This window comes from Amycolatopsis sp. CA-230715 (genome assembly GCF_018736145.1).
Lineage (GTDB): Bacteria > Actinomycetota > Actinomycetes > Mycobacteriales > Pseudonocardiaceae > Amycolatopsis.
Genome location: NZ_CP059997.1, coordinates 1,954,879 through 1,969,657 on the forward strand (window position 1 = coordinate 1,954,879; position 14,779 = coordinate 1,969,657).

Annotated in this window: 15 protein-coding genes; 6 read left to right on the forward strand and 9 right to left on the reverse strand. The window is 70.1% G+C overall.

Going from position 1 to position 14,779, the window contains the following annotated elements:
- The first annotated feature begins 110 nt into the window (after nt 1-110).
- Nucleotides 111-1,265: an HNH endonuclease signature motif containing protein gene (locus tag HUW46_RS09270; protein ID WP_254125976.1), complete on the forward strand. Its 1,155-nt coding sequence runs from the start codon at nt 111-113 to the stop codon at nt 1,263-1,265.
- A 161-nt stretch (nt 1,266-1,426) separates the two neighbouring features.
- On the opposite strand, the gene HUW46_RS09275 is transcribed toward HUW46_RS09270, so the two are convergent.
- The gene (locus HUW46_RS09275) at nt 1,427-2,152 is read right to left on the reverse strand and encodes a VOC family protein (RefSeq protein ID WP_215546905.1); all 726 of its coding nucleotides are present in this window, start codon (nt 2,150-2,152) and stop codon (nt 1,427-1,429) included.
- Between the two features lie 196 nt (nt 2,153-2,348).
- On the opposite strand from HUW46_RS09275, the gene HUW46_RS09280 reads away from it, so the two are divergent.
- Together HUW46_RS09280 and HUW46_RS09285 are read left to right on the forward strand one after the other, a co-directional pair.
- Nucleotides 2,349-2,720, forward strand: coding sequence for a YciI family protein (locus tag HUW46_RS09280; protein WP_215546906.1), 372 nt, complete (start codon nt 2,349-2,351; stop codon nt 2,718-2,720).
- Nucleotides 2,717-3,961, forward strand: a complete 1,245-nt coding sequence (locus HUW46_RS09285) for an RNA polymerase sigma factor (RefSeq protein WP_215546907.1) — start codon at nt 2,717-2,719, stop codon at nt 3,959-3,961. Before HUW46_RS09280 ends, HUW46_RS09285 begins: the two co-directional genes overlap by 4 nt.
- Here HUW46_RS09285 and HUW46_RS09290 read toward each other — a convergent pair.
- The 4 genes from HUW46_RS09290 to HUW46_RS49010 are packed head-to-tail and all read right to left on the reverse strand — an operon-like array spanning nt 3,909 to nt 6,089.
- Nucleotides 3,909-4,520: a TetR/AcrR family transcriptional regulator gene (locus HUW46_RS09290; protein WP_215546908.1), complete on the reverse strand. Its 612-nt coding sequence runs from the start codon at nt 4,518-4,520 to the stop codon at nt 3,909-3,911. The genes HUW46_RS09285 and HUW46_RS09290 overlap by 53 nt on opposite strands.
- A 2-nt stretch (nt 4,521-4,522) precedes the next feature.
- Nucleotides 4,523-5,647, reverse strand: a complete 1,125-nt coding sequence (locus HUW46_RS09295; protein ID WP_215546909.1) for an SPFH domain-containing protein — start codon at nt 5,645-5,647, stop codon at nt 4,523-4,525.
- 10 nt (nt 5,648-5,657) lie between these two features.
- On the reverse strand, nt 5,658-5,903 hold the full coding sequence (locus tag HUW46_RS09300; protein ID WP_215546910.1) for a hypothetical protein: 246 nt from the start codon (nt 5,901-5,903) through the stop codon (nt 5,658-5,660).
- A gap of 57 nt (nt 5,904-5,960) precedes the next feature.
- The gene (locus tag HUW46_RS49010; protein WP_442860926.1) at nt 5,961-6,089 is read right to left on the reverse strand and encodes a hypothetical protein; all 129 of its coding nucleotides are present in this window, start codon (nt 6,087-6,089) and stop codon (nt 5,961-5,963) included.
- Between the two features lie 282 nt (nt 6,090-6,371).
- Between HUW46_RS49010 and HUW46_RS09310 the strand changes: the two genes are divergently transcribed.
- Nucleotides 6,372-7,790 carry an MFS transporter gene (locus HUW46_RS09310; protein ID WP_254125978.1) on the forward strand — a complete coding sequence of 473 codons (1,419 nt, stop codon included), beginning with the start codon at nt 6,372-6,374 and terminating at the stop codon, nt 7,788-7,790.
- A gap of 102 nt (nt 7,791-7,892) precedes the next feature.
- On the opposite strand, the gene HUW46_RS48760 is transcribed toward HUW46_RS09310, so the two are convergent.
- The gene (locus tag HUW46_RS48760) at nt 7,893-8,021 is read right to left on the reverse strand and encodes a hypothetical protein (RefSeq protein ID WP_256451423.1); all 129 of its coding nucleotides are present in this window, start codon (nt 8,019-8,021) and stop codon (nt 7,893-7,895) included.
- Nucleotides 8,022-8,245: 224 nt separating this feature from the next.
- Nucleotides 8,246-9,496 (reverse strand): GGDEF domain-containing protein, encoded by a 1,251-nt coding sequence (locus HUW46_RS09315; protein WP_254125979.1) that lies wholly within the window; start codon nt 9,494-9,496, stop codon nt 8,246-8,248.
- A gap of 651 nt (nt 9,497-10,147) precedes the next feature.
- On the opposite strand from HUW46_RS09315, the gene HUW46_RS09320 reads away from it, so the two are divergent.
- Nucleotides 10,148-11,050: an MBL fold metallo-hydrolase gene (locus HUW46_RS09320; protein ID WP_215546913.1), complete on the forward strand. Its 903-nt coding sequence runs from the start codon at nt 10,148-10,150 to the stop codon at nt 11,048-11,050.
- Nucleotides 11,051-11,273: 223 nt separating this feature from the next.
- Nucleotides 11,274-12,197, forward strand: coding sequence for an Lrp/AsnC family transcriptional regulator (locus tag HUW46_RS09325; RefSeq protein ID WP_254125981.1), 924 nt, complete (start codon nt 11,274-11,276; stop codon nt 12,195-12,197).
- Here the strand turns inward: HUW46_RS09325 and mptB are convergent.
- Together mptB and HUW46_RS09335 are read right to left on the reverse strand one after the other, a co-directional pair.
- On the reverse strand, nt 12,160-13,782 hold the full coding sequence (gene mptB, locus HUW46_RS09330; RefSeq protein ID WP_254125982.1) for a polyprenol phosphomannose-dependent alpha 1,6 mannosyltransferase MptB: 1,623 nt from the start codon (nt 13,780-13,782) through the stop codon (nt 12,160-12,162). The genes HUW46_RS09325 and mptB overlap by 38 nt on opposite strands.
- A gap of 52 nt (nt 13,783-13,834) precedes the next feature.
- Complete coding sequence (locus HUW46_RS09335) at nt 13,835-14,713, reverse strand: LysR family transcriptional regulator (protein ID WP_215546915.1); 879 nt, start codon at nt 14,711-14,713, stop codon at nt 13,835-13,837.
- Nucleotides 14,714-14,779: the final 66 nt, after the last annotated feature.

The window sequence follows — 14,779 nt, forward strand, 5'->3', positions numbered from 1 at the left end:
CACGGTAGAATTGTGGCGTGTCCGAGAACTCTTCCCTTACACCGCAGCGGGAGCTGTGGCAGCTCGCTGCGCGCGAGAAGGCGGCGCTGCTGCGGGAAGAGTTGATGTCCTTGTGGCAGCAGGAATCCCGGGTCTGCCAGGTGATCGCGGAACTCGACAACGACGGCACGCGTGAACTCGGATATCCCTCCACCGCCGCACTGGTAGCGGAGATCGCGCGGACTTCCTCGGCTGCGGTGCGGAAACTGGTGGCGCGGGCGCTCGCGATCAACCCCAGCCGGGGTATCGATGGCACGGAAATTCCCGCTGCGGCGCCGCTGACCGGAGAAGCCGCCGCCAAGGGAGCGATCTCGCCACTGCATGTGGATGGGATCGTGTCGGCGCTGCAGGCGATCCCGGACACCGTGCCGGTCGAAGAGCGCGAGAAGACCGAGAAGACTTTGGTCGATCTCGCTCGGAACGCGACCACGGCGGAGGTCGCCGCGGCCGGTCGGCGGTTGCGCGACACCCTCGACCCCGACGGCCGCGAACCCCGCGACACCCCCGAACCCAAACGCGCTTTCCGATACCGCCAAGGCAAAGACGGCTCCATCAAGTTCGACGGCTACCTCGACCCGGTGTCCGGCGCGAAAACCCTCGCACTCCTAGAACCCCTGGCACTGCCCCATAAAGAGGACAATCCCCTGGTGCGTGGGAAGGCTGAGCGCTACGGGGATGCGTTCATGGAGATCGTGAACCTCACGGCAAGCCATCCGGATGCGCCGAACCACAGCAGCACCCGAGGCGACATCGTCGTCACGATCCCGCTGGAGTTGCTCCAGAAAGGACTCGGGCATGCTTGCCTGGACCTGGTCACCGGCATCACCGCGAGCGAAGCCCGCATCCTCGCCTGCGATTGCAAGGTCATCCCCGCCGTACTCGGCACCGACGGGCAACCACTGGAATACGGGCGCGCCAAGCGAATCGTGACCGAAGGCCTCCGCATCCTGCTCGCCATCCGCGACGGCGGTTGCGCTTTTCCGGGCTGCAACCGAAAGCCCCGACACTGCGACGCACACCACGTCCGAGAATGGTGGAACGGCGGCAAAACCGACCTCGGCAACCTCGTCCTCCTTTGCGGGCACCACCACCGCTTACTCCACAACAGCGACTGGAAAGTCCGCATGATCAACGGACTCCCCGAGTTCACCCCACCCGAATTCCTCGACCCCTGGCGAAGACCCCGGACCAACACCCTCCACACCGCACAACCCCGCGCCGCATAACCGAAACCCCCGCCACACCGGCGGGCAACCGCCCCAGCAAACCCGGCAGACAGCTACCCCGGTCACCCACCCCGGCGACCCGATCCACAATGTCCACAACAGACCGTGGCCCCACCCACCGGGCAGACCGCGGCGAACGTTGCCTACTCGCCTGGCCATCCTCAGTGACGCGCGATGACCGCGAATCCGGTGCCGAACGGGTCGGTGAGCTGGGCGATCCGGCCGTACGGGTTGTCTTCGACCGGTCCCGCCGAGCCGCCCGCGTCGACGGCCGCGCGGGCCACCGAATCCGCATCGGCGACTTCGAAAGTGGTCATCCACGCGGGCGTTGCCGCAGGGTCGCCGAAGATGCCGCCGATCTCGTGGCCGTCGCGGCGGCGGAGGAAGGTGAAGTCGAACCCCGGCAGGTCCGGGTTGCCGTCGAGCGTGAAGTCGAAGACCTCGGCGTAGAAGGACCGGGCACGTGCGGGCTCGGGGGTCGCCAGATCGTTGCGCACCAAGGTGTTCGGCTCGTTCACGAGGTGGCAGCCGTGGTGCGCGCGGCCTTCCCACAGTCCGAAGCGCGCGCCGGACGGGTCGCCCAGCACGGCCGCGCGTCCCCGGTCACCGGTGTCGGCCGGGGCCGAGAGCACGGCGCCGCCCGCCTCGGCGGCCCGTTTCGCCGTCGCGTCGCAGTCGTCGGCGGCGAAGTACATCAGCCATCCGGAGCCCTCGGTGAAACCGGCGACCGGCCGCCCGCGCAGGAGGCACCGCGTGCCCCGCTCCCATTCCTCGTACTCCCAGCCGAACAGGGCGCGGTAGAACTCTTCGGCGCGCGGCACGTCGGGCACGCCCAGTTCGACCCAGGTCGGGGTGCCGTCCGGCTGGTTCGCGGTCACGAGGCTCATCAGCAACTCCTTCGTCGAGGTTCGAAAACGACGATAAGGAGCATTCCGGCCAGCTTTCGACCGCAATGCGGCAGGACGGCCGTCCGGAAGAATCCGGTGCAATAAAGTCCTCGCTGGCTGTCGAGACCGCGTCATCGGCTCCGACTTGCCGGTGCAGGACGCCCGCCGGGGGCGTCCGGACCTCGAGGAGCGAGAAGTGAAGTACATGCTGCTGATCCACGTGAACCCCGCCGTGATGGCGACGCTGACCGACGAGGAGCGGTCCGCGATCGGGGACGCGCACGGCGAGTTCATCAAGACCATCCAGGAATCCGGCGAGATGATCGGGACCCAGGCCCTCGGCGACCCGGCGGAGAGCACCGTGGTGTCGGCAGCCGGTGGCGTGCCCGTGGTGACCGACGGCCCGTTCAGCGAGGCCAAGGAGGTCATGGGCGGCTACTACCTCGTCGACGTGGCGAGCAAGGAGCGCGCGATCGAGATCGCGAAGGCGATCCCCGATCTCAAGCACGACGGGCTGACCTCGATGGAGGTCCGGCCGGTGGTCTTCTCGGCGGGCACCGACCTTTGACCGGAACGGGTTTCGACGCCGAGGACCTGCTGCGCCGGGTGGCGCCGCAGGTCCTCGGCGTGCTCGTGCGCAGGCACGGGCAGTTCGACGCGTGCGAGGACGCGGTCGCCGAGGCACTGGTCGCCGCGACCGCGCAGTGGCCGGAGCAGGGCACACCGGCCGACCCGGTGGCGTGGCTGGTCACCGTCGCGGGAAGGCGGCTGACCGATCTGTACCGCAGCGAGCACGCGCGGCGCAGGCGCGAAGAAACGGTGCACGCGCAGGCCCCCGCCGACGAACTGCTCGCGCCCGCGCCTGGCGAGGACGCGCCGCAGCACGCCGACGACACCCTGAAGCTGCTCTTCCTGTGCTGCCACCCGGACCTGTCCCCGCCGTCGCAGATCGCGTTGACGCTGCGCGCGGTCGGCGGGCTCACCACGGCCCAGATCGCGAACGCGTTCCTGGTGCCGGAGGCGACCATGGCGCAGCGGATCAGCAGGGCGAAGCAGCGCATCAAGGCGACCGGGGCGAGGTTCGCGATGCCCGCGGCCGCCGAACGCGGCGAGCGGCTGCGCGCCGTCCTGCACGTGCTGTACCTGATCTTCAACGAGGGCTACACCGCGACCTCGGGCCCCGAACTCCTCCAGACCGACCTGACCGTGGAGGCGATCCGGCTGACGCGCGCGGTGCACGGCCTGCTGCCCGGCGACGGCGAGGTGACCGGCCTGCTCGCGCTGATGCTGCTCACCGACGCGCGGTCCGCCGCCCGCACCGGGCCCGGTGGCGAGCTGATCCCGCTCGCCGAGCAGGACCGCGGCCGGTGGGACGCCGAAGCCATCCGCGAAGGCGTCGCGCTCGTCTCCGAGGGGTTGAAGGGGCCGACGCTCGGCGAGTACCTGCTGCAGGCCGCGATCGCCGCGGTGCACGGGGAAGCGCCGTCCGACGAAGAAACCGACTGGGCCGAGATCCGGTGGCTCTACCAGGTGCTCGACCGGGTGGCGGGAAACCCGATGGTGACGCTGAACCGCGCGGTGGCGATCGCGAAGGTCGAGGGCCCGCGCGCCGGGCTCGACCTGCTGTCCACTTTGGACAAGGACAAGCGGATAGCCGGGCACCACCGGATCGACGCGGTGCGCGCGCACCTGCTCGAACTGGCCGGTGACCTCGCGGGCGCCCGCGAGAACTACCTCCTCGCGGCCAAGCGCACGGTCAGCCTTCCCGAGCAGCGGTACCTGGAGGAGCGGGCGGCGCGCCTCGGGTGAGCAGTGTCCTGACCAGATCGCGCAGTGTCGCGGACAGCCGGTCCGCCTCGCCGCGGCGCAGCAGGTGCACGACGAGATCGCTGTGCAGCGAGCCGAGCAGGATGTGCGCGAGCAGTTCGGCGTCCAGACCGGGACGCGCTTCGGCGATCAGCGCGCGCACGTGCGCGTGCCAGGCCTGGTACGCGGGCGCGGCCTGGCGTTCGCCCTCCTCCGCCCGTTCGTAGGCCGACATCAGCGCGATGTTGCGCGTCGCGAGCGCGACCACCGCGTCCAGGAAGGCGACCAGCCGCTCGGCGGGATCGGCGCCGGGACCCAGCGGCGGCGGGCCCGCTTCGATCCGGTCGGCCAGGTGCCCGACGCGCTCGTCGACGAGCGCGCGCATCAGCCCCGCCCTGCTGCCGAACCGGTGGAAGACGGTGCCCTTGCCGACGCCCGCTTCGCGCGCGACCTGCTCGACGGAAACGTCGCGCTGCCCGTTACCGGACAGCAGGCGTTCCGCGGCGAGCAGGATCGCGCGCCGGTTGCGGGCGGCGTCGGCGCGCTCGGTCCGTCCGGCCAAGTTCAGGACCGCGCGAGTTCGGTGGAATCGCCTTCGTCGTCCGACGCGCCGTAGAGCCCGCTCTTCACGGAGTCCAAAATGGACAGACCCTGGCCGACGAGCCCGGCCGCGATCTGGCCGAGGCCGTCGGTGCCGTTGAGGACGTTGACGTTGGCGCCCTGCAACCCGCTCGCCGCCTCCTTCACGATCTGCGGCAGCTGTTCGATGAGCGCCTGGTCGAGCGCCACCCTGTTGTGCGACGCGGCGGCGGCCGCCCTGATCTCCATCGCCTCGGCCTCCGCCCTGGCGAGCACGCGGACCCGCTCGGCGTCGGCTTCCGCGGGCTTGACGACCTCGGACACCAGCTGCTGCTGCCGCAGTTCGGCCTCGCGCTGGGCCAGTTCGGTGCGCGCGTTGATGACGTCGCGCCACGCCTGCGCCTCGGCGAGCGGGCCCGCCTGCGCGGCCTCCGCCTGCGCCTTGTCCACTTCGGCCTTGTACTTCGCCTGCACCACCGAGGTCTGGCGGGTGTACTCGGCCTGGCGGCGCGCGGACTCCTGCGCCGCCTCGGCCGCGGCCTGGTCCGCCTGCGCCTGCGCGATCTGGGCCTCCCGCTGGATCGCGGCGTTGTGCGGCGCGGCCATCGCGGCGATGTACCCGAGCTCCATGTCGTCGATCGACTGGATCTGCAGCGAGTCGATCGTCAGCCCGATCTTCGCCATTTCCACCGCGGACCCGTCGAGCACCTCGTTGGCCAGCTTCTGCCGCTCGGTGACGATCTCCTCGACGGTCATCGAGCCGACGATCGAGCGCAGGTGCCCGGCGAAGATGCGGCCGGTGAGCACCGACATCTGCTCCTGGTCGGACAGGAACCGCTGCCCGGCGTTCACGATGCTCTCGGTGTCGTTGCCGACCTTGAACGCGATCACCGCGCGCACCTTGAGCGCGATCGCCTGCTTCGTCACGCAGGTTTCGGTGACCTCGGCCTCGGTCATGCTCAGCGTCAGGAACCGGACCTTGCGGAAGAACGGCAGGATGAACGCGCCGTGCCCGGTCACCACGCGGAACGGCGCCCCACCCGCGGCCTTGTTCTTCCCACCCGAAATCAGCATCGCCTCGTCGGGGGCGGGCACGCGGTAACCGAACATGGTCTTTCTCCTAGTCGTTTTCAGGAAGGGTGGTGGGCGCGAAGGGGTCGGTCCATTCGGTGACTTCGACCGCGCGGGCGCCGCGGGATTCGACCACGAGCACGTGCGTCCCCTTGGGCAGCGCGGTTTCGGAGTACGCGAGATATGTTTCCGAACCGCCGCGGATCTTGATCAGCGCCTCGCCGGGGCCTGCCTCGCCGCGGGTGCCGATCAGCAGTACGCCGACACAACCGATCGGCGACGCGTCCGACGTCATCGAGCCCTCGTCCTCTTCTCCGTCCCCCGTGGCGGCGTCTTCGCCGCAAGCGCAACGCTAGAGCATCGGCGAGGGGAACCGCAGGAACTCCGGTGGAACTCGCTCGGCGAGCCAGACTCCGTTCGCGCTGACGTGGAACCGGTGCCCCGCCGCCGCCATCGCGCGCGCGTCCACCACCAGCACCACGGGCCCTGGCTGGCCCTGATCCGGGTGCCGGTCTCGTCGAAGGCGAAGCGGCGCTTGTCGTTGTGCTCGACCACATCCGCGAGCGTCGCGCGGGAAAGGGCGAGGCCGTGCCGCTCATTGGGCCACCGTGGTCTGGCGCAACGCAAACAAATTTCCCGTTTTGGGTGATTAGTCCTGATGGCACACCCCGAGCGCGGCGGTCGTCACTCGATGGCACTAAGGTCACGCGAAGCCAAGCTGTCTTGTGGCCAATTTTCCAGGGGCGGAACGGGAGGGGTAGTTGTGGCAGAGTCCGGTGCACACGAAGCCGTCGGCGGGAAGCTGACCGCCGATCAGATCACCGTCACCGAGCCAGGCATCATCCGGCGGGCGATCGGCGCCGCCGCCATCGGCAACGTCACCGAGTGGTTCGACTTCGGTGTCTTCGCGTACTTGCAGACCACCATCCAGAAGGTGTTCTTCACCGGTGCCAGCCAGACCGTCGCGACGATCGGGACGCTGGGGCTGTTCGCGGTCGCCTTCCTGGTCCGCCCGTTCGGCGGCATGTTCTTCGGCCCGCTCGGCGACCGGATCGGCCGCACGAAGGTCCTTTCGCTCACGGTGATCCTGATGGCGATCGGCACGTTCGCGATCGCGTTCATCCCGAGCTACGCCGCGATCGGCGCCGCCGCGCCGATGCTGATGCTGCTCGCCAGGCTGCTGCAGGGCTTCTCCACCGGTGGCGAGTACGGCGGCGCGATGGCGTTCATCGCCGAGTACGCGCCCGACAAGCGCCGCGGCTTCCTCGGCAGCTGGCTCGAGTTCGGCACGCTGACCGGGTACGCGATCGGCGCCACCTGCGCCACGCTCATCACGAGCCTGATCCCCGAGGACGACCTGCTCAGCTGGGGCTGGCGGATCCCGTTCCTGATCTCGGGGCCGATCGGGCTCATCGGGCTCTACCTCCGGCTCAAGCTCGAAGAGACCCCGGCGTTCAAGGCGCTCGCCGCCGAGTCCGAGGGCAGGGAGGGCAACCAGACCCTGCGCGAGATCAAGGACATCTTCAGCAAGTACTGGCGCCCGATGCTGGTGTGCGGCGGGCTGGTGCTCGTCTTCAACGTCACCAACTACATGCTCACCTCGTACGTGCCGACCTACCTCGAAGAGCCGTTGAAGGGCGCGGGGATCAGCTCGACCACGTCGCAGGTGCTGCAGATCGTGGTGCTGCTGCTGATGATGGTGTTCATCACCTTCGTCGGGAAGCTGTCCGACAAGATCGGCAGGCGCCCGGTCATCTACGCGGGCTGCGTCCTCATGATCGTGCTCGCCGTGCCGTCGGTGCTGCTGATGCGCGCGGGCGGGTTCTGGCCGGTGTTCAGCGGGCTCGCGCTGATGGGCCTGATGCTGCTGTGCTTCAACAGCACGATGCCTTCGACGCTGCCCGCGCTGTTCCCGACCGAGATCCGCTACGGCGCGCTGGCGATCTCGTTCAACCTCGCGGTGTCGCTGTTCGGCGGCACCACGGCCGTGGTGACCGCGGGCCTGATCGCCGCGACCGGTGACCTGAACTGGCCCGGCTACTACCTCATCGCGGCGGGCATCATCGGCGCGATCGCCTGCTACTTCACAAAGGAATCCGCGCGGAAGCCACTGCCGGGATCGCCCCCGGCCGCGGCCACCCGCGAAGAGGCCGAAGAGATCGCGGCGGCGTCCCAGCGCTGACGCCACCGAGACAGTGAAACGGCGTGCCCGGGAATCCCGGGCACGCCGTTTCACTGTTCAAGTCTTGGTTTACCGCTCTGGGCGGGGAACCGCGGCGCTCACTCAGTCGACGGCCGCGACCTGCTCGGGGCTGGTGCTCTTCAGTCGCGCACGGAACCACGCCGTGCCGACGCCGACAACGATGAAAACCACGGCCGCCTCCGCGGCGAGCGCAGCCCACATTGATGCCATTTCCTTCTCCTTGCTGACTGTGTCCGATGTAGACGAGGTGACCGGCGTAGTGACGCGTGGTGGTTTCGTCACCGGCTCAATCGCGAATATCCCCGACCGCGTTTCCGCGCGCACCCCCTGTGGCTTGTGCGCTATACCACACTTTCCCTTGCGGGGTCCGGGATCGGGGCCGTGCGCCCGGCTTTGAAGCAGCGCTTACCGGAACCGTGAAGGAAATCCGTGCCTCATTTGAGGTCGGCGACGTGCACGATGCGGTCCCGCCCGGTGCGCTTCGCGTGGTACAGCGCCATGTCCGCGGCGTCGAGCAGGCGCTGCACACCGGTGCCCGCCGCGGGGTACATCGCGGTGCCGAGCGAGGCGGACAGGTCGGCGATCTCGCGGACCTCTTCCTCCGAGTCGACCTTGAGCGCGATCTCCCGTACCGAGCCGCGGATCCGCTCGGCGACCGCAGCGAGGTCGATCGCCGAGATCTCGGGCAGCAGCACCACGAACTCCTCGCCGCCGAACCGGCCGACGGCGTCGTTCTGGTCGCGCACCTCGCTCTGGATCGCCGACGCCACCGCCTTCAGCACCGCGTCCCCCGCGAGGTGGCCGTAGGTGTCGTTGACGCGCTTGAAGTGGTCGAGGTCGATCATCAGCAGCCCGAGCGTGGTCCGCCGCCGTTCCGCCTGCGCCAGCGCGTGATCGGCGATGGCGTGCCAGCCCGCGCTGTTGAGCAGGCCCGTCTTGTCGTCGCGGGTGGCCGCGGTCTCGAGCTGTTTGACCAGCACGGTGCGGTGCAGGATGAGCATCGGCGGCAGCACCAGCACGGTGAGCCCCGGCAGCACGGTCAGCGCGAGCGCGTTGAACGCGCCGAGGCACAGCGTGGCCAGCTCCAGCGCGTTGTCGGACCAGCCGCCGAACAGGTCGACGAACGTGCGGCCTGGATCGTTGCGGGCGGGCAGCACCAGCAGCGCGTTCACCACGAAGTGCACGACGAGCGCGAGCGCCACCGCGATCGACCCGAGCCACGGGATCTCCATCGCCGCGCGCAGATCGGCCATCCCGAACGCGGTCAGCACCGCCTTCGACGCGTAGCAGGTCAGCACGAGGATGGTGGCGTTGCTGACCGTCCGGAACGGCGAAACCCGGTGCAGGCGGTACCAGCTGCGCACCGCCAAGTGCAGGTACAGCACCACGGTCAGCGCGGCGGTGAGCACCGCGGGCAGCAGCAGCACGCCCGCGAACAGCCACACCGAGGTCATGTTGATGTGCGCGGACCCGGCCACCCGGCGCCGCACCCGTTCGACCTGCCTGCCCAGTTCGGCCTGGGCCACGGCGAGCACCGCCAGCGTCACCCACAGTGCGACGGCACGGCCGTCGATCGGCTCCTCGTGCAGCCTGAGCACCGTCAGCAGGATCGCCACGGCCTCGCTCAGCAGGCAGTACGCGGTCACGTGGCGCCGTTGCTTCCACAACGCCCAGTTACGGGGCATGACGAAAGAGTCGCGAAGACGCACCGCGGGTGCGTCTTGCGGTCTTCCGCTGCGCATACTCATAGTGTCCTCGACTGCCGAACCCGATCCCGGTCATCCCACCACAGGTCGTCCGCCAAGGCGCGTGCACGGTGTGACCGGGTCGCGACCGACAGCGGTGATCAACGGATTTTTTGCGTTTGAACCACTTCTGAACAGGAAAAACTCAAGAGAGAGTGATAGACCGTAGCGATTAGGAGGTTCTCGATGTCCCGTGACAACTGACCGCGTCGAACCGCCCACTCGGTGTTGAAGCGCCCGCCGTGCCCCCACGCCCCACCGAACGCAGGAGCCCTCCCATGAGCCGCGACAACTGAGCGCCCACTCCTCCCGTCCCCCTCGCCCCACCGAAGGAAAGAGAAACACCGATGTCTCGCGACAACTGAGCCCCACCCCCAGTACCGAACTCCCCTCGGCACCTTTTCCGGCTCCACCCGGCGCCATGCCCGCCCCGGCGTCACCGGCGGGTGTGCGATCCTGACGCCGTGCACCGGACCGCCCCGCCGTGCTGCCCCCGGTGGCGACCCCACCTAAGCTGAACGGCGCGAACGGCACCGGACTGCCGGGCGCCGGGCGCACGTGCAGAGTCGCGGGAAAGCGGAGGACCGCGTCATGGGGAGTGACATCAAGGCCACCATCCGGCCCGTCGGCGACCGCGTCGGCGTCTACGTCCAGCAGGGCGGCTGGTGGCTGAGCAACTCCGGCTGGGTCTCCGGCGACCACAAGACGCTGCTGATCGACACGTGCGCCACCGAGCGCCGCACCCGCGCGCTGCTCGCCACCGTGAACCGGTACACCAGGCCGGGTTCGCGCGATCTCGCCGCCGCGATCACCCATGGCGACGGCGACCACGCGAACGGCGCCGGCCTGATCCACGGCCTCGGCGGCGAAGTGCTGGCCACGCCCAGCGCGGCGGCCGAGATCCTGTCCGGCCCGCACGTCTACCCCGAGGTCTTCGACTGCTCGGACTGGGGCGACATCACCCCGCCCGCGAAGATCACGCCGGTCACCAGTGCCCAGACGCTCGACCTCGGCGGGATCACCGTGGAGGTGCACCCGGTCCCGTTCGTCGCGCACACCCGCGGCGATCTCGTGGTCGTGGTGCCCTCGGCGAAGGTCTTCTTCACCGGCGACCTGTTCTGCTCCGGCTCGTTCCCGACGCTGCAGGAAGGGTCGCTGCACGGCTGGCTCGACGCGCTGCGCTGGCTCGGCCGGTTCGAGGTGCACACCGCGATCCCCGGGCACGGCGAACCCAGCACCCAGCGCGGCCACCTGAGCCTGTCGACCTCCAACCACCTGCACTGGCTCGACGAGGTGACCCAGCCCGAGCGGCCCGACTACGACGCGCTGATGGACGAAGCGCGGCGGCGCTGGCCGTCGTGGGGCGGCCTCGAACGCGTCGCGCTGAACCTCCGGGCCGCGCACGCCGAGAACCACGGCTACCCGCTGGACATCCAGGCCGCGCTGGCCGCGATGACCGCGGCGGCAGGCGGCAGGATCGCCCTCGCGCTGTGAACAGGCTCGACGGTCTGTTGAAGTGGCGTAGCCACTTGAGCGGGCAAGCAACCGGCACCGCCGCGGGTTCTCAGGTGGTTCCTCGCGAGGACAGCTCCAACGTGGTGAATTGGCATTCATGAGTTGGAGATCCCGGAGCGAGGGACCACCTGAGGTTCCGCCACCCGCACCGCCACGCAAAACGACTTCGAAACAATCTCTCGACGACGTCGATCTCGGGCTGGTGCACGCGTTGCAGATCGACGCGCGGGCGCCGTTCAGCCGGATCGCGAACGTGCTCGGGGTGTCCACGCAGACCGTGGCCAGGCGCTACCGCCGCCTGCGCGCGGAGGCGTCGCTGCGCGTCGTCGGGCTGGCCGATCCGCACCGCACGGCCGGTGAGCGGTGGCTCGTGCGGCTGACCGCGAGCCCGCACACCGCGCAGGACCTCGCATACGCGTTGGCACGGCGCGCGGACACCTCGTGGGTGAAGCTGTGCTCCGGTGGTACCGAGATCTTCGGCATCGTGCACGCCTCCGCCGCGGACGGGCGTGCCCTGCTGCTGCACGACATCCCGCGCGCCACGAGCATCACCGCGGTGTCCGCGCACTACCTGTTGCACAGCTACGTCGGCGGGCCGACGGCGTGGAGCGGGCGGCCCGCCGTGCTTTCCCAGGAGCAGCAACGAGAACTGGCCCCGGACGAGGACCACGCGTCGACGGCGTCACTGTCCGAATCGGACTCGGCACTGCTCGCCGCGCTCGGCGAGGACGGCCGCGCGAGCCACACCGAGCTCGCCTCCGCGACCGGGTGGAGCCCCGCGACGGTCGCCCGCCGCCTGGCCGATCTCCGTGCGAGCGGCGCGATCTTCTTCGACATCGACCTCGACGGCTCCCTGTTCGGCGTGACGACGCAAGCGCTGCTGTGGATGGCGGTGGCGCCCGCCCATGTCGACGCGGTGGCGACGGCGCTCGCCGAGCACCCGGAGCTGGCGTTCCTCGCCGCGACGACCGGGCCGAGCAATCTCGTCGCCAAGGCGCTGTGCTCGGGCCCGCGCGCGCTGCACGAGTACCTCGTCCACCGGCTAGGCGCGTTCGACGAGATCCGCTCGCTGGAAACGGCGCCCGTGCTCAGGACCCTGAAGTCGGCGGCCCCGCTGCGGCGCTGAACCACGAGCCGTCGGGGCGCCGGATGAGCTGGGGTTCCACTCTGGCCACGATCACCACGGCGAGCGCGACCACCACGAGCGCGGCGACGATCGCTTGCACGACAACGAAAGAGCTGCCGCCGTAAGTGCCGCCGTTGGGGTAGCTCGCCAATGACAGCACCACGCTGACCGCGGTCGCCGCGACGCGGAACCGCGAGGTCCCCGCGGCGGCGGCGAGCGGGATCACCGCCCACAGCAGGTACCACGGCTGGAGCGTGACCTGCAGGACCATCACGGCGCCGAGCGAGACGCCGAGCCCGATGATCGGGCGGTAGCGCCACCGGAAGCTCGCCCACAGGAACTTCAGCGTGATCGCGGCGGCGGTGGCGTAGCCCAGCACGTTCAGGATCGGCACGAGCCCTTCGGTGTGGTTGCCGAGGCCGAGCGCGATCCCGAGCAGGCCGCCGAGGCTGACCAGCTCGGCGACCGGGGACAGCAGGCTGCGGACCAGGCCCGGCGTGCCGAGGTTCGCGACCCAGCCGAACCCGAGCCCCGAGCCGAGGCACACGGCGACCAGCACCACGGCGAACACCACGAACATCGGCACCGCGGCGCGGACCAGGTCGGCGACCCGCCCGTGCCAGCGCCGCGCGACCATCACCGCGAAGAACGGCAGCGCCACGATCGCGTACAGCTTCACCGAGACGCCGACGGTGATCACGGCGGTGCCGAGCGCGATGAAGAGCAGTTCGCCGTCCGCGAGCGGTGGCGGGCTGTCGCCCTTGACGCGCGCCGGGAGCCTGCGCAGCCCCAGTTCGAGCCCGGCCATCATCAGCCCGATCGCGAGCGAGTCGTTGTGCGCGCCCGCGACGAGGTGGAAGAGCACGAGCGGGTTGATCGCGCCGAGCCACAGCGCGGTGGCGGGCGGGACCCCGAACCGCTTCGCGAGCCGCGCCGCCGCCCACACGATCAGCGCGACGCCGATGAGGGCGAGCCCGCGGTGCAGCAGGACGCCGAGGATCGTGTTGTTGCCGGAGATCCCGGCCAGCCAGCCGCCGAGCCGGAAGTACAGCGGGCCGTACGGGGGCGAGGTTTCGCGCCACAGCAGCGAAACGTTCGCGGTGAGCGGGTCGCCGACGCCGAGCGCCGCGGCGGGCCCGAGCGAGTACGGGTCCATGCCGCGGTGCACGATCTCGCTCTGCGCGAGGTAGGCGTAGACGTCGCGGGAGAACAGCGGCGGGATGGCGACCAGCGGCGTCAGCCACATCGCGAGCGTGCGGCTGAGCTGGCGGTTGCTGGCCATGCGGGCGTTGCCGGGGCGGGCGAACCGGCCGAGCAGCAGCCAAGCGATCACCATCATCGCCATCCCGGCGAACGCGACCGCGAGCGAAACGGTCGGGATGCGGATGAACAGCCGGAGCACCGGGATGTCCTGCACCGGGTTGAGCACCGGGGCGGCGCCCGCGCCGAGCGAGCCGGCGGCGAGCAGCAGCGCGCCGACGGTGCCGAGCCTGCGGACGACGTCGAGCGCGCGCCGTTCGCCCTCTTCGAGCGGCAACGCGGAGGTACCGGCGATCTCCGGTGCGCTGATCCTGCTCACGGCCACGACCGGGAACGGTATCGCCCACGGCGACGGGCACCGAACCGGGGCGCCAAGGTCACCAGTCGCCGCGTGCCGTCCGGCCCGAGTGCAGGCGGAACGAGTTCTGCTTGATCGCGTCGACGAGCGCGCGTTCCTGCGGGCTCGGCTCGCGCGGCCGGTTGACGAGCACGAACTCCAGGCTGCCGGGATCGGGCAGGCCGGCGGCGGGATCGACCGGGACGAGCCCCGGCGGCAGCAGCGTCTCGGCGTGCACGATGAACCCGAGCCCGGCGAGCACGCCCGCGCGCAGGCCCTGCTGGCTGTCGGCGACGCACGTCAGCCGGTGGCCGAGGCCAGCGTTCTCCAGCGCCCGCAGCGCGGCCTCCCTGGTGAGGCTGGGATCGGGGTAGGTGACCAGCGGGACCGGATCGGTCACCTCCGCCCGCGTGCCCTCGGGACCGGCCCAGACCAGGCGGTCGCGGTAGACCGGGGTGCCGTGCCGTTCGCCGGGGCGCCGCTTGACGAGCACGAGGTCGAGCTGGTTCGCGCGCAGCCGCCGGTGCAGGGTTTCGCTGCGCCCGACGGCGAGTTCGAGATCGACCGACGGGTGGTGCGCGCGGAACTCGCGCAGCACCCGCGGCAGTTCCATCGCCACCACGTCCTCCGACGCGCCGAACCGGATCCGCCCGGTCAGTTCGTCGCCGCTGAAGTAGCGCTGCGCCTGCTCCTGGGCGGCGAGGATGGCCCGCGCGAACCCGAGCATCGCGGAACCGTCGGGAGTGAGGTCGACGCGGTGGGTGTCGCGCAGGAACAGCTCGCGGCCGACGGCCTGCTCCAGCCGCGCGATGTGCCCGCTGACCGTGGACTGGCGGAGGCCGAGCTGCTTGGCCGCGGCGGTGAACCCGCCGCTGCGCTCGACGGCGAGGAAGCTGCGCAGCAGCGCGGAGTCGAACATCGTCATCACGATACTCGATAGCAGTTACCTTACTCATCGTATTTCACAATCACCGCGGGCGACCTA

What these genes read in the sequence shown, in the direction of transcription:
- HUW46_RS09300 (WP_215546910.1), bottom strand. Translation starts at nt 5,903, where the DNA reads ATGACGTCGGACGCGTCGCCGATCGGTTGTGTCGGCGTACTGCTGATC.
- HUW46_RS09335 (WP_215546915.1), bottom strand. Translation starts at nt 14,713, where the DNA reads ATGTTCGACTCCGCGCTGCTGCGCAGCTTCCTCGCCGTCGAGCGCAGC.
- HUW46_RS48760 (WP_256451423.1), bottom strand. Translation starts at nt 8,021, where the DNA reads ATGGCATCAATGTGGGCTGCGCTCGCCGCGGAGGCGGCCGTGGTTTTC.
- HUW46_RS09295 (WP_215546909.1), bottom strand. Translation starts at nt 5,647, where the DNA reads ATGTTCGGTTACCGCGTGCCCGCCCCCGACGAGGCGATGCTGATTTCG.
- HUW46_RS09315 (WP_254125979.1), bottom strand. Translation starts at nt 9,496, where the DNA reads ATGCCCCGTAACTGGGCGTTGTGGAAGCAACGGCGCCACGTGACCGCG.
- HUW46_RS09275 (WP_215546905.1), bottom strand. Translation starts at nt 2,152, where the DNA reads ATGAGCCTCGTGACCGCGAACCAGCCGGACGGCACCCCGACCTGGGTC.
- HUW46_RS09320 (WP_215546913.1), top strand. Translation starts at nt 10,148, where the DNA reads ATGGGGAGTGACATCAAGGCCACCATCCGGCCCGTCGGCGACCGCGTC.